Here is a 16,867-nt window from a genome sequence, read left to right on the forward strand (position 1 = left end):
ACCGTTGATAGGCCTAGCATCCCCCAGTCCCTTTGAGCCTCACAGAGGATCAACACCATGAGCGAGCAGGTTTTTGTCACCGGGGTCGGCATGATCCCCTTCACCAAGCCCGGTGCCAGCGAGCCCTACCCCCAGATGGCCGCGCGGGCGGTTCAGGCGGCGCTGCAAGACGCGGGGCTGGACTACAGCCAAGTGCAGCAGGCCTATGTCGGCTATGTGTACGGCGACTCCTGCGCCGGCCAGCGGGCGCTTTATGAGGTGGGGCTGAGCGGCATCCCCATCCTCAACGTCAACAACAACTGCTCCACGGGGTCCACCGCCCTGTTTCTAGCCCGCCAGGCCGTTCAAAGTGGCGCCGCCGACTGCGTCCTGGCCCTGGGCTTTGAACAAATGGCCCCTGGCGCACTGGGCAGTGTGTTCACCGACCGCCCCACCGCCTTTGACCGCTTTGACACGCTGACGAACGAACTGGTGGACGTCGAGCTGCCCTTGGCGCTGCGCTACTTTGGTGGGGCGGGCTTGGCCCACATGCAGCAGTACGGCACGGAGTTGCGCACTTTTGCTCAGATCCGCGCCAAAGCCAGCCGCCACGCGGCCCACAACCCGCTCGCCCTGTTTCGCACCGTGGTCACCGAGGACGAGGTGCTGGCCGCCCCCACGATCTGGCCCGGCGTCATGACCCGGCTGATGGCCTGCCCGCCCACCTGCGGGGCCGCCGCCGCCCTGCTCTGCTCGGAATCCTTCGCGAAACGGCACGGTCTGAGCACCGCGGTCCGCATCAAGGCCCAAGCCATGACAACGGACCGCCCCGCCACCTTTGAAGCCCGCGACATGCGCGAGCTCGTGGGCTTCAGCATGGCGCGCAGCGCCGCCCTGCAGGTGTACGAGCAGGCCGGGGTGTCGCCGCAGGAAGTGCAGGTGGTCGAACTGCACGACTGCTTTGCCCAGAATGAGTTGCTCAGCTATGAGGCCCTGGGGCTGTGCCCAGTCGGCGGCGCCGAGGCCTTTGTGCGCGCCGGTGACAACACCTACGGCGGCCGCGTGGTGACCAACCCCTCGGGCGGCCTCCTGTCCAAGGGCCACCCGCTGGGCGCCACGGGTCTCGCCCAGTGCACAGAGCTGGTTCAACAGCTGCGGGGCCAGGCCGAGCGCCGCCAAGTCGAAGGCGCCCGCTTGGCGTTGCAGCACAACCTGGGCCTGGGTGGGGCTTGTGTTGTCACCCTCTACGAGCGCACCTGAACCTCCCTCCCTGCCCTCCTGCCCTCCTGCCCTTCAAAAGAGCCACCCATGAACGACCTCGGCCTGCCCCCGCCCCGCTGGATGAACCCCGATTTGGCGCTGTACCGTGACATGGTGCGGCGCTTCGTTCAAACCGAAGTGGAGCCCCATGAGGAACGGTGGGCCCAGCAGCAGCATGTGGACCGCGAGACCTGGCAAAAGGCTGGCGCCCTGGGCCTGCTGCTGGCCGATGTGCCCGAAGCCTTCGGCGGCGCCGGGGGCGACTTCAGCCACATGGCCGTCCTGTTCGAAGAACTGGCCCTGGCCGGCGACCGCGCCTTCGGGGTGCACGTGCACGCCATTGCCGCGCATTACCTGCTGAACCAGGGCACGCCGGAGCAAAAGGCGCGCTACCTGCCCCAACTGGCCAGCGGCGAGATGATTGGCGCCATCGCCATGAGCGAGCCTGCAGCGGGCTCCGACCTGCAGGGCATTCGCACCCGCGCGCTGCTGGAAGACGACGGACAGCATTACCGCATCACCGGCTCCAAGATCTTCATCTCCAACGGCTACCTGGCGGACCTGATCGTCGTCGTGGCCCGCACCGACCCGCGTCCCGAAGCCGGCTCGCGGGGCCTCTCCCTCTTCTTGGTGGAGACCCGGCAGGTTCAGGGGTTTCGGGTGGGCCGCATCCTGGACAAGCTGGGGCAAAAGGGCCAAGACACCTGCGAGCTTTACTTTGACGACGTGCGCGTTCCCGCCAACGGCCTGCTGGGCGGTGTCGAGGGACGGGGCATGGCCCACCTGATGAGCGAGCTGCCGTACGAGCGCACCATGCTCGCCGTCAGCGCGCAGGCCAGCATCGAGCGAGCGCTACGCCTCACGGTGGAGCACGTCAAACAGCGCAAAGCCTTTGGAAAGGCTTTGATCGAACTGCAGAACACCCGCTTCAAGCTGGCCGAGGTCAAAACCCAGGCCGTTGTGGGGCGCGCCCTGGTGGACGACTGCATCTGCCGCCTCGTGGCCGGCACCATGGACACCACGACCGCTTCCATTGCCAAGCTTTGGCTCTCTGAAGCCGAGGGGCGCGTCATCGACGAATGCCTGCAGCTCTTTGGCGGCTACGGCTACATGACCGAATACCCCATCGCCCGCATGTACGCCGACGCCCGGGTTCAGCGCATCTACGGCGGCACCAGCGAAATCATGAAAGAAATCATCGCCCGCTCGCTCTGAGCCGCCTCACCGCCACCAGCCGAAGCCAGGCCAGGCCTTGCGCACCTCGCGCAGGCACTGCTGAACCCAATCCTGTTGGGGGGCGGTTAGGGGGCGGCAGTCCCGGCGCACCGCCAGCACGACCTGCCCCAACTCACCCAAGAGCTCGGTCGACGTGGTCCAGACGCCGTCCAGCACCGCCTCCAAGCGCGCGCCATGCGCCGGGAAGCCACTCGCGCGCAAGGACGCGGCAAGCATCCGAAAAGGCTGAGAGCTGATGGGCTCGGACATGGCCGCTCCTGATTTGCATCCAAACGGTGGCGCACAGCGTATGGCTAGAAGTGTCACCCCTTCAATCGCCATGAAACCCACGATCCTGAGCCTTCTAACCCTGACCCTGCTCAGCGCTGCCGCCCACGCGGCCGACGGCAAGCTGCTGCTGACGGGCGGTGTTTCCACCATCGACGGGGCCGCAGGCGGCGGCCTCAGCCCCTGGGCCCTGACCGGCACCTACGCCAGTGAAGGCCAATGGGGCGCCAGCGCCTTTGTCACCCACCTTCGCGCCCCCGACTACCGCTTGACCGTCGCCGGCGCGGCCCTGGCCTGGGACGAGCGCCTGGAGCTGTCCCTCGCCCGCCAACGCTTGGACACCCGGCAGAACTTGGCTCCGCTCGGCCTGGGAGGCTTGCAGCTGCGCCAGGACATCGTGGGCGTCAAATGGCGCTTTGCCGGCGAAGCCATCTTGGACGCCGACCGCTGGATGCCCCAGCTCGCCCTGGGCGCCCTGCACAAGCGGGCCCACGCGGGGGCCTTCGCCCCCACGCTCTTTGGGCCCTTGGGTGCGCGCCGCTCGGACACCGAGCTGTACCTGGCGGCCACCAAGCTGTGGCTGGCCCAAAGCCTGCTCACCAATGTGACCCTGCGCGCCAGCCGGGCGAATCAAAACGGTTTGCTGGGCTTTGGTGGTGCGCAGGACCGCCGCTGGGAGGTCCGCCCCGAGGTTTCAGCGGCCCTGCTGCTTGCCCCGGAATGGGCGCTCGGCTTCGAAGCCCGTGCCAAGCCCAACAAGCTGGAGCGCAGTGTCCTGGGGGACGGCGCGCTGCGCGAACGCGACTGGTTCGACGTCTTCGTCGCCTACGCGCCCAACAAGCGGGCCTCTCTCACCGCCGCCTGGGTCGATGTGGGCGCGATTGCTCCGGCCCTCAATCCCAAGCGCCAACGCGGCGCCTACCTCTCCCTGCAACTCAGCCACTGATCTCCCATGCAACGCCTCACGCTCCCCTTCGCGCTGGCCCTCGCGCTGATGCTCCTTGCCCTCCCCGTCCACCCCGCCCGTGCGGACGACAGCCTCTACCGCGCCTGGGGCGGGAAAGCGGGCATCCGGGCCGTCATGGACGACTTTGTGGCTCGCCTCCCGGCCCACCCACGGATCGGCCGCCGATTTCAAGGCGTGGATGCCCAGCACCTCAGCAGCCAGCTGACCGACCAACTCTGCGAACTGGCTGGGGGCCCCTGCCAGTACAACGGCCCGGATATGGCGGCCGCTCACGAGGGCATGGGTTTGAAAAAGCCCGAGTTCACCGCCCTGGTGGAGGTGCTTCAAGAGGCCATGGCCGCCCGCGGCATCGCTTTCTCCGACCAAAACCGCATGCTCGCGCGGCTGGCCCCCATGCACCGAGACCTGCTGGAGAAGTGAACCACAATGGCGGCTTCGCCATGACCGCCCTGATGGCTTGTGAGGGGCTGCGGCCTCAGCCGCGCCCGCTGTGCCGGGGGCCTCTTTTGATGGACGATCCCGCTGGCCTGTCCGCCTCCGGGCTTGCGGCTGAGCCCCAAGCGGCCTCGGCCCAAGCCAGGCTGCGGCCGGCCGACTCCGCCCAGCTCCAGGCCTGGTTGATAGCCGTGGCCGAGCAGGACGCCGCGGCTGAAGCCGCCTTCGCCCAGCTCTATCGCTGCTTGGCCCCGCGCGTGCATGCGCTAACGCTGCGCATCCTGCGGGATGCTGCGGCCGCAGAGGAAGCGGTGGAAGACTGCTTTTGGCAAATCTGGCGCCAGGCCGCCCGCTTTGACCCCGCCCGAGGTCCAGCCGAGGCGTGGGTGCTGACCCTCGCGCGCAGCCGTGCACTCGACGCCTACCGCGCGAACCAGCGTGCCCGTGCGGATGTGCTCTCCCTCGAAGCCCTGCAGGACTGCGGGCAGGCCCCGCCAGACGAGGTGGAGCGGGACACCGCCACCTTGCTTGATGCGGCTCGCCATCACGCGGCCCTGCATCAGGCCCTGCTCCAGCTGGCGGCGCTGCCCCGTCAGTTGCTGGCCTTGGCCTTCTTCCGCGGGCTCACGCACGACGAAATCGCGCTTCAAACCGGCTTGCCCCTGGGCACCGTCAAATCGCACATCAAGCGAGCGCTGACCGCCCTCAAGCCTCACCTCAGGGGCCCCGAATGAACACCGCACCCCTTCCCACCGACGCGCTGAGCGAAGCCCCGCCGCACGCCCATGCCCGCGCTCCGGAGCCCGGTCCTGCGGCCGAGCTGCTGCTGGCCCTGGCGAGCGAGGGCTTACCGCCGCCGCTGGGCCTGAGCGAGCGCCTGAGCGCTCGCATCGCTGCGCAGCGCGCTGCCAACGCGCCACTGGTGACGCTGCACCAGCCCCTGCAGCGCCGGTCGCTCCAGCCCTGGGGGCCCGGGGTGAGGGCCTGCGCGCTGCACGGCAACAGCTGGTTGGTGGAGGCCGAGGCCGGCAGCGCCTTGCCGGCCCCGACGGCGCCGCTGGAACTGCTCGTTCTGGCCGGCTCAGTGGCCGTGGCGGGCCAGCCCTTGAGCTTAAGCACCGCCGGGTACGCCCTGCTGCCGGCTGGGCAGGCCCTCACCGCCCTCGGCGCGGTGCGCCTCTATTGGCGGGAGCACCGCGCGGGCCCCTTCAGCGCCCCGGACCAAGCCTTGCTGCGCACGCCGCAGGACTGGCAGCCCCTGCGCGACGGCGTGTCCATCTGCCCGCTTCACGGCGAGGGGGCGGCGGTTTCGCTGCTGGCGCGCCTGCAACCGGGTGCGCGCGTGCCGGCACACCCGCACGGCATCGACGAGGAATGCCTGATGGTCGAGGGCGATCTCTTCCTCGGCGATGTGCTGCTGCGCGAGGGGGAATACCAATTCGCCCCCGCCGGCTCCCAGCATGGCGACTTGTTCGCCGATGCGCCCTGCCTGCTCTTCTTTCATGGCGCCATTGAGGCGGCCGCCATCGACAACCCGCATCGTGTCAGCCTGGGCTGGCCCCCCTTGGGGGGCTGAGCCCCGAGCTGGGCCGAGGCTTAGTAGATGTCTTGCGGCTGCTGAAACGCCGCCTTGGCGCGGCGCGGCAGCACCTGGGTCGAAACCCGCACCGGCGCCATGCCCTCCGCCACCACCACCGTCTGCACCGGCGTTTCAACCAGCTCATCGCCGTGCCAAACACGCAGCCGCGCCGAGCCCGGCGGCACCTGCGACAGTTTGGCATTCCCGTCCGCCGCCGAGACCGCCGCCCACGGCGAATCCGTCACATACAAATGCCCCCGCATGGAACCATGCAGGTGGCACCCCAGCAAGTGCGGCCCGGTTTCCGTGAACACGCGCTGCTGGCTGGAGGGTTCGGCCCCCGCCTTGCGCCCTGAGAGCCGGAAGGCATAGCCCTGGTTCGGGTCCAAATACTGCCCGCCCGGCGCCGACAGCCCGCCTCGCACATGGTGGTCCCAGCGGTCCAGGTTGGTGAACTTCACCTTGGTGCTGGTGTGCACCAAGCTGACCGTGGGGACGAACTTCATCTTTTCCTGCGCGATCGTGACCTCGGCTTTGGGCACCGGCCGCGGGCCCGGAACCGTGGTCTCCAGCACCACCACGGCATCGGCCAAAGGCTTGCCTTCGCGGTCGAGCACCAAGACCTCCAAATCGGCTGTCCATCCTGCCATGGAGAACGCAGCCAAACACAGACCCAGACCCACTGCTTTCATGCAACCTCCGATGCGGTGAAGCGGCCCATGATGCCAGAGGACATCTGTTTTCCCCATGGCGAAAAGCCCACCCTCCCCCTGCGGCCCACCGCGGGCAATCGCCCCCTGAAACACCCGTTCAGGGCAGCCGACTGAAGTAGTTCTTTCGCACCACCGGTCGGCCATCTGCTGTGAAGTGCGCCACCGTTTCCACCATGGTTTGGCCCCCAGGCTCCACGGTGTAGATCCGCGTGGAGGCGGGAGCGCCATTCTTTGCCAACTGCATGATCAAAACCTCGGGTCGAGGCATGGTGGTGGCCGACATGTCCGCTTCAAAGTTCGCCTTTACTGCCGTTGGCGTTCCGTCCAGTGGCGTGACGCCTTCGGCCTCCAGACGTGCCCCGGCCGGGTCCACCACCTCCACCCGCAAACGCAATTGCTGGGCGTCGGCTTGGGCAAAGGTCAGCGTCACGCTCCGCGGGCGCGCCGCCGGCGGCATGGGTAAACGCGAGGTATCAACAGCCCATGCCCCCATAAGGGTCTCGCTGGGTGCGGATTCGGCACGGACTGCACCCAAAACCACCCCCAACCCAATCAGCCAACAAATCACCGAACGCCTCATGCAGTGGTCCTCCAAACGTCTCTGTGGGATCGGATCAGGGGGGGCAATCGCTTGCCCAGACAAACCGCCTCGGGTCGACCCACGTACCGCCCGAAGTTGGGGATGACACGGTAACCATGCCGCTCATAGAAGGCAATCGCCCGGGTGTTCACCCGGCGAGTCTCCAGCCAGATCTGCTCGTAGCCCCACGCCGTGGCTTTGCGCTCCAAAAACGCCAGCAAGGCTGCCCCTGCCCCTTTTGTCCCAGGCGCTGCGAACATGCGCTTCAACTCGGCCACGCCGGGCTCCAGCGGGCGCAAGGCGCCGCAAGCCACGGCCACGCCATTGCCCGCACGCCCCAAGGCGAACCCCGCCCTGGCGACTCGAACGTCTTCGGCATCGAACGAAGCCGCGCCGCTGCTGCCCGTGATGGTGGCCAACGTGGCACCCAACTGAGCCAAGAGGGCTTGCGCCTCCGCCCCGTCGGGATCCGTGAGTTCAATGTGAAGTTCGATCGACATGGGGATGACCACTCAAGGCCAAAGATCCAATCCAAAGGTCCAGGGTTTCAAGGCGCATTCGCCCGCATGGTCGCCAGTGCCTTGAGGCACTGAGCGCGGTTCGCATAAATCAAATATTCGCTGCTGGGCGATGCCCGGCACTGGTGGTAGGCCCCCTGCAAGCCAAAGGCGGCGCCGCTTGCATGAAATTCACACCTCTGAAACCCATCGAGATCCCTCAGCCGAATCACGCGGCACTGGGCCTCCTCAGGCTTCAGCCAGTCGAATCCCACACCGCCGACCACCTTGAACTCACCGGCGTTGGCCGCGCCGACCGCCAGCCCGGTCAGCCACGCCAACGCCAGCCGGCGCCAGGCTGCAGAGGGCGGAGCAAAGCCTGGCACGGCGTTAAAACCAAACATCCTTGATGCACTTGCCGTCCGAAGGCAAGTCTTCCCACCGGTCCAGGCCATCGAAGTGGTCAATGCGCACCTGCGCAATCGGCCCGGGCTCCGTCATCCGCAGGTTCACGGCCATCCGCCGTCCACCCTGGGCATCCGGCTGCAACGACCGCCAGTGCGTGACGCCGCCACACCTTGGGCAAAAGTTGAAACTGAGTGCAGCGCCCCGAACGTAGGGCGTGGTCTCGCCCTCGACCCGGATGTTCTCCCCTTCATAACCGTAGGCCCACAACACCCCGTATCGGCGGCAGGCCGTGCAGTTGCAGGCGGTCGCGGACTCTGGCACCTCATCAAGCTGCCAACGAGCCGATCCGCAGTGACAAGTTCCTTCCAGCATCGGTTGCTCCTTTTCTTTCTCGGTAACAAAGCCAACCGCTTCAGCTACGCCTCGCCACAAAGCCGGTCTTGCCCTCACGACTGAAGCCCGCACCCTCATAAAAGCGCAGCGTCGCGGCGTCCTTTCGGCCCGTGAGCAACATCACCTTGTAGCAGTTGTTCGCCCAGGCAAAACCAAGGGCTTCTTGCAACAACCTCGTTCCCCAGCCCTTGCCACGCGAGGAGGCTCGGGTCACCACATTCTCAATAAGGGCGTAGGGGCGGCACCCACGCGTGAGGTTGGGCACCAGCACGATCGTGCAACTGGACACGAGCAGATCCCCCTCGTAGCCGCCGAAGTACCGGATTCGAGGGTTCTGGAGCGCCTCGCGCCATACCGCCTCGGCGTTCGCCCGATCAGGCGGCGGGTCGTTCTCGTGCAGGTGGGCATACAGCCCAAGCAGGGCCTCAAGATCCGACTCGTGAAGCTCACGAACCCCCAAGGCAGCAGCAACCGTTTCAGCTGAACGGCCAGTGGGGCTCGGACTCACTTTGATGCCCAACGTTGGACTTCAGCCGACCGGACGGCGCAGCCGGCCAGGGTCGGCTGCAATGACGGGTTGGGCCTCATTGCTGCTGTCTCGGTAAATAAACGAACCACTCTCCGACTCTTTCGGACTTTATATATTGCAATGGGGCAAAGGCCGGTCGATGACGATGAAAGAACGCCTCTGAGGTTTCTGGCGCGGAACTTGTTGATTGGCCCGCATGCGGAGTGAACTCAATTCGCCTCTCGATGACGCGCCATGTTCCAGTGAAGGCCTCCGAATCTGAGCCAAGGTGTCCGTCCACTGTCCTTAGGTAAGTTCCATCGGCACCAAGCACAAGCGTCTCGGTAAATCCGTGATGCCCGAAGTCATAAGCCCCAACTAGCTCCGCCGCGGTTGGCGGTCGATCCGGACCGTGAATAAATGATGCACATGCCGTCAGGAGCACCACGGCAGCAGCAAATAGTAGGCATCGAACGGCGTTCATGAGGCCCAACGTTCGAGCTGAGCGGCCTGCCGTGGACAGTCCGCTCTCGAGCGAGGGGTTAGGCGTCGCTTCAGCCATACCTGGCTTTGAGCTGCGCCAGTGAGCCAACAACCAACTGCTCCAGGACCTTCATGTCGATGTCTGCGAGTCGCTTGATGTACAGGCACGACTTACCCATCTTGTGCTTGCCCAGCTGCTCAAGCAGTTCCTCTTGTCCCCCGCCTTCACCAACCAGATAAACGACAAGTTCCTTGCCCCGGATTGCAAACCCGGTTCGGCACATCTCACCCGTTCTGCCGCTCTCATAGGTGTACCGGTAGAGACCGTACCCAACGATGCTGGGCCCCCACATCTGCGGCTTCTCTTTCGTGATTCGCTTCAGCAGGGCCATCAGGCTCTTGCAGTCGGCCTTCTGCTCTTCATTGGCCCGTGACGCGATGTATTCATCGACGCTCGCATCGGTAGCCTTGGTCTTCAGTTCAGCCATTGCGATGACCTCCAATGGTGGGTCCCCAGCGACGCCTAACGATTGAGCTCAGGCCGCGGCCCGTCAAGGCCGTCGCGCCTGCAGCCAATGGTTATGCCGCACCACTGGTTACTCCGAGTCTTCGCCGTCATCAGTTGGGTAGACAGATAGCTCAAGCGAGACTCCGACCAAACCGATAGCAGCGGCGAGTGCGGCCGGAAAACAGAAACAAGACCACCCAGGTGGACGTATTTCAGCGCCGAAGTCTGCCACAGCCCATTCGACTCCAGGGTGACTGACAATTCGCTCGATTCTCTCTCGATGCTCTTGAAAGAACTTCAAAGCGTCATCCATCTGCGCCGAGATATCTGACATATCAGATTCGCTTACTAAAATCCGTAGACCGCTCGAGTCATTTACCTTGGTATTCGAATCACTGCTTGGAAAGCGTCTCTCGCCCTTCTTCCAGAAAGAATCAACTTCAAGCTCAGTTGAATCCATGAGCGTATCAATATCAAGGTTGTGACCACCAACCCTCAGAATGCATGTCATGTGTATGGATATCCCTTTTGAACGCTGCACGATGACTGCTGTGCGGCATAACGTTGGAGCTCAGCCGACCAAGCCCGCGCAGCGGGCTCGGTTCGGCTGCAGTGAGAAGTTATGGCTTGAACAGCTCGCACTGCAGAAGGCCACCAGGCTTCGAAGTGCACTTCTTGACGTTCGCCGGAAGTGCCCGAACGAATTGAATTCGAGTTTCATGGTAGTGACATGCCATGTAAATCAGGGGTGTCCCAGGCGGAGCCTTCACGAAGCTCCAGCTTGGATTTCGTGCCATCTCGCTGTCAGGCTTCAGTTCGGCAATTTCCTCTGGATCACCATAGTAGATGGATATGCCAGATGCATAGGAGTAGGTATCTACACTCCCTTTTCCATTCGGTCTAACAAATTCTTTCCACCCTGCTGCTTGGCCGTCGAGCTTCTGCGTGGTCAATATCTTCTCAGGGCAAACGATATCGAGTGCGTGGCTTGTTGAAGCAGCCAACTGAAGCGCACCAAGAGTCACAGCAATACGAAGCATCTTTGAGCCATAACGTGTGAATTAAGGGGCGCGCTTTGCGCGTCCCCTTGAATGATAGGTTAGGCAATATTTACTTTTCATCATATGTGAATGGAGTGAAGTTAATGTCATAACCATATGGTTTTTCACCTGGAGGATCTTCAGGTTCTGTTTCCCAAACTTGAGTATTACCAGTAACAGTAAAACCTATACGGCCTCCAATTACTCTGAGCATATCAATTGATTGGTCAGATGATAAAGCCCAAGCTTTCATGCCCATAAAAGCAGGCCCTTGTGGGCATGAAAATTCGGGTGCAAGAACACCCACTATACCTTCACCAATTAGAGTGTAGTGTTGAAATGGCGTAGTGAGCTTTCCATAGCGGAGTTTTAGTTTCCAATCTTTTTTATTTTCTGTTTCCGACATTTTGATTGCCTAACGTGTTGTAGGGCTCATCAGCCTGCCGCTTATCACGGCGCCTGTGCCCCGAATCGGGTGCGGCACCCAGCAGGCAAGTGCTTGTCGCATTGTGCTTATCTCCCTCATTGACTGTTTTTTCATACAGTACTAAATTTCCTGACAAAAGCGGCGCCAGTTACAAAGTCCTCGAACACGGGGCGCGGGCTGCCAGGGAGCTGTCATGTTGCCACACCCACCAAGGGCCCAGCCGAGTTTGGTTCGCCCGCGCCCAGCCCCGGCTTCGGTGGCGGAGTTGCCGCCGCTCAAGGCGCTGCGTTTGTTGGATCGCGTGCGGGAGCGCATTCGCACCCTGCACTACAGCCTGCGCACCGAGGAGGCCTATGTGTATTGGTGCCGGGCTTTCATTCGCTTTCACCGGCTGCGGCACCCAGCTGAGATGGGCGGGGCGGAGGTTGAGGCGTTCTTGACACATCTGGCCGCTGACCGGGGCGTGGCGCCCTCAACGCACCGGCAGGCGCTGTCGGCCTTGCTGTCTTTGTACGGCAAGGTGCTCGGCCACCAACTGCCGTGGATGGAGGAGATTGGGCGCCCCGTGCCCAAACGGCGCTTGCCCGTGGTGCTGAGCCGCGACGAAGTGCTCGCGGTGCTGGCCCGGTTGGAGGGTGTGCATGCGCTTTTAGCACGCTTGCTGTACGGCACGGGGTTGCGCATCACCGAGGCGCTGCAACTGCGCGTGAAGGACTTGGACTTCGCCCAACACGCGGTTTATGTGCGCGCCGGCAAGGGCGGTAAAGACCGGGTGGTGATGTTGCCCGCCACGCTGCTGGGCGAGCTGCGGCAGCAACTGGGCGCGGCGCGCTCACTGTGGGCGCGGGATGTGCAGGAGCAGCGCAGCGGGGTGGAGTTGCCGCATGCGCTGGAGCGCAAATACCCGCGCGCGGGGCACACCTGGGCCTGGTTTTGGCTGTTCCCCCAGGCGCAACACGCCACGGACCCGCGCAGCGGGGAGGTGCGCCGCCACCATCTGTATGACCAGACTTTTCAGCGGGCCTTCAAACGGGCTGTGCAGGCTGCTGGTATCGCCAAGCCGGCCACACCGCACACGCTGCGCCACTCATCTGCCACGCATTTGCTGCAAGCGGGGTCGGACATCCGCACGGTGCAAGAGCTGCTGGGGCACTCGGATGTTTCCACCACGATGATCTACACCCACGTGCTCAAACTCGGGGGCCTGGGCGTGCGCAGCCCGCTGGCTGCCCTTCCCCTAGCCCTGTCCACCCCCCTCACACCCACTCAAAGCTGGCCGTGAAGTGCCTCAGGAACGGTGGTTGCTGGACGATGCGCACGCCGCGAATGCTGCGGGCGGCTTGTTTGCATTCGGCGATGGCTTCGGCCGCGTAGTCGAAGTGGGACTGGGTGTACATGCGGCGCGGGAAGGCCAGGCGCACCAGTTCCATGGTGTGAAAGGTCTCTTGCCCGTCCGGCAGCCGTTTGCCGAACATGACGGAGCCAATTTCGCAGGCGCGGATGCCGCCTTCCAGGTAGAGCGCGTTGCTGAGTGCCCAGCCGGGGTAGTGCGCCACCGGCATGTCGGGCAGCACGCTGCGGGCGTCGATGTAGACGGCGTGGCCACCCGTGGGCCGCACAAAAGCAATGCCGGCTTCAGCCAGGCGCTCGCCCAGGTATTCGGCGGTGCGCAGGCGGTAGCGCAGGTAGTCTTCATCCAGGCCTTCTTCGATGCCTACGGCCAGGGCTTCCAGGTCCCGCCCGGCCAGGCCGCCGTAGGTCGGAAACCCTTCGCTCAGGATCAGGCCATTGCGCACGCCGTCCAGCCATTCGCTGCTGCGCAGCAGGATGAAGCCGCCCATGTTGACCATGCCGTCCTTCTTGGCGCTCATGGTGCAGGCGTCGGCCAGGTCGAACATTTCGCGCACGATGGTCTTGATGGGCGTGTGCTCGTAGCCGGCCTCGCGCATCTTGATGAACATGGCGTTCTCGGCAAAGCGGCACACGTCCATGACCAGGGGTTTGCCAAAGCGCTTCAGCAGCGCTTTGTAGGCGCGCAGGTTTTCCAGCGAGACGGGCTGGCCACCGCCGGTGTTGTTGGTGAGGGTGATCATCCCAAAGGGCACGCGTGCGCCTTCGGTCTGCAGCAGGTGTTCCACCCGCGCGAGGTCGATGTTGCCTTTGAAGGGGTGCGGCAGCATGGGCTGCAGGCCTTCGGGGATGACGAGATCCCGCGCCTCCACGCCCAGCACTTCCAGGTTGGCGCGGGTGGTGTCGAAGTGGCAGTTGTTGGGCACCAGTTGTCCGGCTTGGCACACGGCCCCAAACAGCACTTTCTCGGCAGCGCGGCCTTGGTGGGTGGGGATCAGGTGGGGCAAGCCAGTGATGTTCTGCAGCACCTTTTCCAAGCGATAAAAGCTGCGAGCGCCGGCGTAGCTTTCATCGCCCTCCATGATGGCGCCCCACTGGCGGCTGGACATGGCGCCCGTGCCGGAGTCGGTGAGCCAGTCGATCAGCACGTCGTCCGCACGCAGTTTGAAGGGGTTGAGGGTGGCGGCTTCCAGCAAGGCCACGCGCTCGGCGCGGGTGGTCATGCGGATGGGCTCAACGGATTTGATGCGGAAGGGTTCGATCAGGGTCTTGGGCATGGCGGCGTCCGGGTGGGAACAGGGAACGGCCGCGAGCGTAGAAATGCCACCGGGGGCGTGGTGTCGGTTTTTTCAGACGACCCACGGAAAAAGGGGCACCACGGTGGGTGCCCCTGACGCAGATCAAAGTGGGTGGGGCCGACGGGTCAGCCGTAGATCTCGTTCTCGCGCCGGCGTTGGATCACCCCAATGGGCGGGGCCCAGCGCTCGCCGCGGGTCTTTTTGCTGGTGACCAAGGTGATGTCCGAGGGTTCGAACACCTCCACGTTGTGGGTAATGGGGGTGGTCAGCAGGTACTGGGCGCGGGTGCTCTTGAGGAAGTGGCCAACGAGCTGGATGTTGCGCACATCCAGGTGGGCAAAGGGTTCGTCGATGAAGACAAAGCCGCCTGGGGCGTCGTCGTCCTTCATCAGACCCACGAGCAGGATCAAGCTCTTGAGCACTTGCTGGCCGCCACTGGCCTCGCCGTCGTTCAAACCGACCTCGCCCTTGCCGTCGAAGCTGAAGCGCACGTGAAGGCCGGCTTGGGCCAGCACGGTGTCGTCGTTGTCCAGGTGCGGCAGGTCAGCCAGGGCCACCACGCCCGCGAGCTCGCCCAGCTCTTGCACGTTTTTGCGGTAGCGCCGAAGCGTGGCGCGCAGCACCTCGATGTAACGCTCGCGGGCGTTGCGGCTGGCGATGCGGGCGGCCTCGTTGCTGGCGCGGCGGTCATCCAGCATGCGCTGCTGCTCCCGCACCTGCAGGTCCATGCGGACGTGGCGGTCGATGACCTGGTGGTCGGTTTCCCAAGTGCCGCTCTCGAGTTCGCGCTCGACATGGTGCAGGGCCAGTTTGGCCTGCTGAATGGAACCGAATTCCTCCCGCAGGGCGGCGATACGCGGGGGCGTCACCCAGCCGGCCGGGAAAGCGGCACGGGCCTCGCGCGAGGCGCGGCTGGCCGCGCGCAGCTGCCCGCGGCGCTCTTCAAAGCCCTGCCGCAGCGCCTGCATGTGGTCGAGTGAGGCCTTGAGCCGCTGCTGCAGCGCCTGGTAGTCACGTTCGGCACGGTCGGCGTCTTTCACGGCTTGCGCGTGGGCCTGGTCCAGTTGGGTCCAGCGGCTGCTGGCCTCCACCCGCGCGGCGCGCAGCTGGGGCAGGCGCTCGCGGGCCTCGCTGAACTCGGCAGCTTTCTCGCCCAGCTCTTGGGCGGCCTTGTGGCCCGCGGCGGCCTTTTGGGCATCCTTGAGCTGGCGGTCCACCTCGGCCTGTTCCCGCGCGATGCGGGCCAACTCAGCGTCCGCCCGTCCCCACTCCCCTTCCAGGGCTTTGCGGCGCGCATCCGTAGCTGCCGTACCGAACTGGTGTTCGGCGGGGGGCACAAAGAGGCTGCGGCCCCCGCGGGGGTCGCGGTAATACGCATCAGGGGTGATCCAGTCCACCCCGCTGCCGTCCGCCGTGCTGGCGACACAGCGGATGCTGGCCAGCGCCCGCAAGAGCCAGGTGGGCAAGGGCTGGCTGACGCGCAGCGCCGCGAGCAGGCTGCCTTTGGGCCCCTGGGCAGGGGCCGCTTCACTGTCGGCCACCACGTAGTGGCGGAAGCGCTCCTTGGCGGCCAGGGCATAGGCTTCGCGCTCCTGGCTGGGGTTTTGCAGCACCACGACCCAGCGGGAGCCTCGCAGGTAACCCTCGGCTGCCGCACGCCAGGCTTCGTCGGCGATGTCGATGGCATCCGCCACCAAGTGGTGGGCAATGCCGGCTTCTTGCAAGACACGGCGGAAGCGACTGACCTCGGGCGGCGGCGGCGGCACAGGTTGGCCCTTGAGTGCCGCGAGCTGGGCTTGCGCCTTGCTGCTGGCGTCGTGGGCCCGGGTGTACTCGGCCCGCAGCTGCCGCTGGCGGTCGGCCAGTGTGGTGAGCAGCGCTTGCAGGTCGGCGGTGTCACCCTCCACGGCCGCTAGGGCCTGGAGGGCTTCGGCGTGCTTGACCACATCTTCCAGCGGGCGCTCAGCGTCGCGGGTTTCGTCGAAAGCCTTGCGGGCAGCGGTGCGTTGTTCGGCCAAGCTGCCCAGCTCGCGCCGCGCCGCCTCGGCCGCCTCAAAGGTGTCGTGCAAGGCCTTGCGGGCGTCGGCTTGCAGGTGCTCTTCGCCCGCCAACTGGAGGCGCTGGCGGTGCAGTTCGCGGGCCTCGCGCGCGGTGGCGGCACGGGCATCGGCCCACTGCAGCACGGGCAGGACTTCGGTGGAAAAGCGCTCACGCTCGGAAACGCGCATCTGCCAGCTCTTGTACAGGTTGACGCGTTGCGAGAGCTCCGCCAACTGAGCCTGGGCGTGGGCCAGCTCCTGTTGGCCTTGAACGACTTCCTTCTCCAGCTGCTGTTGGTGGCTCTTGGCCAGGTCGTAGCGGTCCAGCACTTCTTGGTCGCCAAAGACCTCGAACACCAATCGCAACAGCTCGCGCGGGCTGAGCTCACACAGGCGGTCGGTCTGCCCTTGTTCCAGCGCCAAGACGCGGCCAATGGCGCGGGTCAGGCCGGCAGCTTCGAGCCGGCGCTTCCAGCCTTCGATGCCCATGGCGTCTTTGTCCGGCCGCTCGGCCAGTTGCTCGATGGTCTGAACGCCATCGACCAAGAGGTAGCGCCGCTGCCAATCCCCGCCGTGGCGCTCAATGCGGCAGGCAATGGTGACGTGGTCGTCATAGAGGAGCGAGCTGGCGAAGGGCCGGCTGCTGTTCTGGCGGTGGCGCGGTCGGTTGTCCACGGTGGCGCGCAGCCAGGCGGTTTCGGCGTTGGCGTGCCGCGCGTAGGTTTTGTAGGTGCGCCCACCCGAGCATTCCAGGCCTAACAGGGTGCGCAAGGCATCCAGCAAGGTGGTCTTGCCCGAGCCATTGGGGCCCGCGATGGTGATGATGGCCGCATCCAGCGGCATGCTGACGCGCTGGCAGTAATCCCAGTGCAGCAGTTCCAGATCTTGCAGGTGGAACAT

20 protein-coding genes are annotated in these 16,867 nt (G+C 64.9%); 7 read left to right on the top strand and 13 right to left on the bottom strand.

The window, feature by feature from the left end:
• The first annotated feature begins 57 nt into the window (after positions 1-57).
• Both I7X43_RS09320 and I7X43_RS09325 read left to right on the top strand, forming a co-directional pair.
• Entirely contained in the window at positions 58-1,239 is a 1,182-nt protein-coding gene (locus I7X43_RS09320) for a lipid-transfer protein (RefSeq protein WP_198100658.1), read from the top strand.
• 48 nt (positions 1,240-1,287) lie between these two features.
• On the top strand, positions 1,288-2,454 hold the full coding sequence (locus I7X43_RS09325) for an acyl-CoA dehydrogenase family protein (protein ID WP_246480292.1): 1,167 nt from the start codon (positions 1,288-1,290) through the stop codon (positions 2,452-2,454).
• 6 nt (positions 2,455-2,460) lie between these two features.
• Here the strand turns inward: I7X43_RS09325 and I7X43_RS09330 are convergent, their stop codons facing one another.
• Positions 2,461-2,724 (bottom strand): hypothetical protein, encoded by a 264-nt coding sequence (locus I7X43_RS09330; RefSeq protein WP_198100659.1) that lies wholly within the window; start codon positions 2,722-2,724, stop codon positions 2,461-2,463.
• Positions 2,725-2,794: 70 nt separating this feature from the next.
• On the opposite strand from I7X43_RS09330, the gene I7X43_RS09335 reads away from it, so the two are divergent.
• From I7X43_RS09335 to I7X43_RS09350, 4 genes are read left to right on the top strand one after another with little or no spacing between them, the layout of a single operon-like run.
• Complete coding sequence (locus I7X43_RS09335) at positions 2,795-3,688, top strand: DUF3034 family protein (protein ID WP_198100660.1); 894 nt, start codon at positions 2,795-2,797, stop codon at positions 3,686-3,688.
• Between the two features lie 6 nt (positions 3,689-3,694).
• Positions 3,695-4,129, top strand: coding sequence for a group I truncated hemoglobin (locus I7X43_RS09340; protein WP_198100661.1), 435 nt, complete (start codon positions 3,695-3,697; stop codon positions 4,127-4,129).
• A gap of 20 nt (positions 4,130-4,149) precedes the next feature.
• Positions 4,150-4,878, top strand: coding sequence for a sigma-70 family RNA polymerase sigma factor (locus I7X43_RS09345; RefSeq protein ID WP_198100662.1), 729 nt, complete (start codon positions 4,150-4,152; stop codon positions 4,876-4,878).
• Positions 4,875-5,720: a cupin domain-containing protein gene (locus I7X43_RS09350; RefSeq protein WP_198100663.1), complete on the top strand. Its 846-nt coding sequence runs from the start codon at positions 4,875-4,877 to the stop codon at positions 5,718-5,720. The genes I7X43_RS09345 and I7X43_RS09350 overlap by 4 nt, the downstream gene beginning before the upstream one ends.
• A 20-nt stretch (positions 5,721-5,740) precedes the next feature.
• Here the strand turns inward: I7X43_RS09350 and I7X43_RS09355 are convergent, their stop codons facing one another.
• From I7X43_RS09355 to I7X43_RS09400, 10 genes are all read right to left on the bottom strand, one after another.
• On the bottom strand, positions 5,741-6,415 hold the full coding sequence (locus I7X43_RS09355; protein WP_198100664.1) for a cupredoxin domain-containing protein: 675 nt from the start codon (positions 6,413-6,415) through the stop codon (positions 5,741-5,743).
• A gap of 118 nt (positions 6,416-6,533) precedes the next feature.
• Complete coding sequence (locus I7X43_RS09360) at positions 6,534-7,016, bottom strand: hypothetical protein (protein WP_198100665.1); 483 nt, start codon at positions 7,014-7,016, stop codon at positions 6,534-6,536.
• On the bottom strand, positions 7,013-7,516 hold the full coding sequence (locus I7X43_RS09365; protein WP_198100666.1) for a GNAT family N-acetyltransferase: 504 nt from the start codon (positions 7,514-7,516) through the stop codon (positions 7,013-7,015). The genes I7X43_RS09360 and I7X43_RS09365 overlap by 4 nt, the downstream gene beginning before the upstream one ends.
• Positions 7,517-7,563: 47 nt before the next feature.
• Positions 7,564-7,917 carry a hypothetical protein gene (locus tag I7X43_RS09370; protein WP_198100667.1) on the bottom strand — a complete coding sequence of 118 codons (354 nt, stop codon included), beginning with the start codon at positions 7,915-7,917 and terminating at the stop codon, positions 7,564-7,566.
• Positions 7,904-8,293 carry a GFA family protein gene (locus I7X43_RS09375; RefSeq protein WP_198100668.1) on the bottom strand — a complete coding sequence of 130 codons (390 nt, stop codon included), beginning with the start codon at positions 8,291-8,293 and terminating at the stop codon, positions 7,904-7,906. Before I7X43_RS09375 ends, I7X43_RS09370 begins: the two co-directional genes overlap by 14 nt.
• A 40-nt stretch (positions 8,294-8,333) precedes the next feature.
• Positions 8,334-8,834: a GNAT family N-acetyltransferase gene (locus I7X43_RS09380; RefSeq protein ID WP_246480293.1), complete on the bottom strand. Its 501-nt coding sequence runs from the start codon at positions 8,832-8,834 to the stop codon at positions 8,334-8,336.
• Between the two features lie 542 nt (positions 8,835-9,376).
• Positions 9,377-9,793, bottom strand: coding sequence for a DUF1801 domain-containing protein (locus I7X43_RS09385; protein ID WP_198100669.1), 417 nt, complete (start codon positions 9,791-9,793; stop codon positions 9,377-9,379).
• 108 nt (positions 9,794-9,901) lie between these two features.
• Complete coding sequence (locus I7X43_RS09390; protein WP_198100670.1) at positions 9,902-10,324, bottom strand: hypothetical protein; 423 nt, start codon at positions 10,322-10,324, stop codon at positions 9,902-9,904.
• Between the two features lie 109 nt (positions 10,325-10,433).
• Positions 10,434-10,853, bottom strand: a complete 420-nt coding sequence (locus tag I7X43_RS09395) for an STY0301 family protein (protein ID WP_198100671.1) — start codon at positions 10,851-10,853, stop codon at positions 10,434-10,436.
• 70 nt (positions 10,854-10,923) lie between these two features.
• Complete coding sequence (locus tag I7X43_RS09400; protein ID WP_198100672.1) at positions 10,924-11,259, bottom strand: hypothetical protein; 336 nt, start codon at positions 11,257-11,259, stop codon at positions 10,924-10,926.
• 214 nt (positions 11,260-11,473) lie between these two features.
• On the opposite strand from I7X43_RS09400, the gene I7X43_RS09405 reads away from it, so the two are divergent.
• Positions 11,474-12,562 (top strand): integron integrase, encoded by a 1,089-nt coding sequence (locus tag I7X43_RS09405; RefSeq protein ID WP_198100673.1) that lies wholly within the window; start codon positions 11,474-11,476, stop codon positions 12,560-12,562.
• Here the strand turns inward: I7X43_RS09405 and I7X43_RS09410 are convergent.
• The gene (locus I7X43_RS09410) at positions 12,537-13,907 is read right to left on the bottom strand and encodes a tryptophanase (RefSeq protein WP_198100674.1); all 1,371 of its coding nucleotides are present in this window, start codon (positions 13,905-13,907) and stop codon (positions 12,537-12,539) included. The genes I7X43_RS09405 and I7X43_RS09410 overlap by 26 nt on opposite strands.
• A 146-nt stretch (positions 13,908-14,053) precedes the next feature.
• On the bottom strand, positions 14,054-16,867 hold the full coding sequence (locus tag I7X43_RS09415) for an ATP-binding protein (RefSeq protein WP_198100675.1): 2,814 nt from the start codon (positions 16,865-16,867) through the stop codon (positions 14,054-14,056).

The organism is Inhella gelatinilytica, from assembly GCF_016093295.1.
Taxonomy (GTDB): Bacteria; Pseudomonadota; Gammaproteobacteria; order Burkholderiales; family Burkholderiaceae_C; genus Inhella; species Inhella gelatinilytica.

What these genes read in the sequence shown, in the direction of transcription:
- I7X43_RS09320 (WP_198100658.1), top strand. Translation starts at nt 58, where the DNA reads ATGAGCGAGCAGGTTTTTGTCACCGGGGTCGGCATGATCCCCTTCACC.
- I7X43_RS09325 (WP_246480292.1), top strand. Translation starts at nt 1,288, where the DNA reads ATGAACGACCTCGGCCTGCCCCCGCCCCGCTGGATGAACCCCGATTTG.
- I7X43_RS09330 (WP_198100659.1), bottom strand. Translation starts at nt 2,724, where the DNA reads ATGTCCGAGCCCATCAGCTCTCAGCCTTTTCGGATGCTTGCCGCGTCC.
- I7X43_RS09335 (WP_198100660.1), top strand. Translation starts at nt 2,795, where the DNA reads ATGAAACCCACGATCCTGAGCCTTCTAACCCTGACCCTGCTCAGCGCT.
- I7X43_RS09340 (WP_198100661.1), top strand. Translation starts at nt 3,695, where the DNA reads ATGCAACGCCTCACGCTCCCCTTCGCGCTGGCCCTCGCGCTGATGCTC.
- I7X43_RS09345 (WP_198100662.1), top strand. Translation starts at nt 4,150, where the DNA reads ATGACCGCCCTGATGGCTTGTGAGGGGCTGCGGCCTCAGCCGCGCCCG.
- I7X43_RS09350 (WP_198100663.1), top strand. Translation starts at nt 4,875, where the DNA reads ATGAACACCGCACCCCTTCCCACCGACGCGCTGAGCGAAGCCCCGCCG.
- I7X43_RS09355 (WP_198100664.1), bottom strand. Translation starts at nt 6,415, where the DNA reads ATGAAAGCAGTGGGTCTGGGTCTGTGTTTGGCTGCGTTCTCCATGGCA.
- I7X43_RS09360 (WP_198100665.1), bottom strand. Translation starts at nt 7,016, where the DNA reads ATGAGGCGTTCGGTGATTTGTTGGCTGATTGGGTTGGGGGTGGTTTTG.
- I7X43_RS09365 (WP_198100666.1), bottom strand. Translation starts at nt 7,516, where the DNA reads ATGTCGATCGAACTTCACATTGAACTCACGGATCCCGACGGGGCGGAG.
- I7X43_RS09370 (WP_198100667.1), bottom strand. Translation starts at nt 7,917, where the DNA reads ATGTTTGGTTTTAACGCCGTGCCAGGCTTTGCTCCGCCCTCTGCAGCC.
- I7X43_RS09375 (WP_198100668.1), bottom strand. Translation starts at nt 8,293, where the DNA reads ATGCTGGAAGGAACTTGTCACTGCGGATCGGCTCGTTGGCAGCTTGAT.
- I7X43_RS09385 (WP_198100669.1), bottom strand. Translation starts at nt 9,793, where the DNA reads ATGGCTGAACTGAAGACCAAGGCTACCGATGCGAGCGTCGATGAATAC.
- I7X43_RS09390 (WP_198100670.1), bottom strand. Translation starts at nt 10,324, where the DNA reads ATGACATGCATTCTGAGGGTTGGTGGTCACAACCTTGATATTGATACG.
- I7X43_RS09395 (WP_198100671.1), bottom strand. Translation starts at nt 10,853, where the DNA reads ATGCTTCGTATTGCTGTGACTCTTGGTGCGCTTCAGTTGGCTGCTTCA.
- I7X43_RS09400 (WP_198100672.1), bottom strand. Translation starts at nt 11,259, where the DNA reads ATGTCGGAAACAGAAAATAAAAAAGATTGGAAACTAAAACTCCGCTAT.
- I7X43_RS09405 (WP_198100673.1), top strand. Translation starts at nt 11,474, where the DNA reads ATGTTGCCACACCCACCAAGGGCCCAGCCGAGTTTGGTTCGCCCGCGC.
- I7X43_RS09410 (WP_198100674.1), bottom strand. Translation starts at nt 13,907, where the DNA reads ATGCCCAAGACCCTGATCGAACCCTTCCGCATCAAATCCGTTGAGCCC.
- I7X43_RS09415 (WP_198100675.1), bottom strand. Translation starts at nt 16,867, where the DNA reads ATGTTCCACCTGCAAGATCTGGAACTGCTGCACTGGGATTACTGCCAG.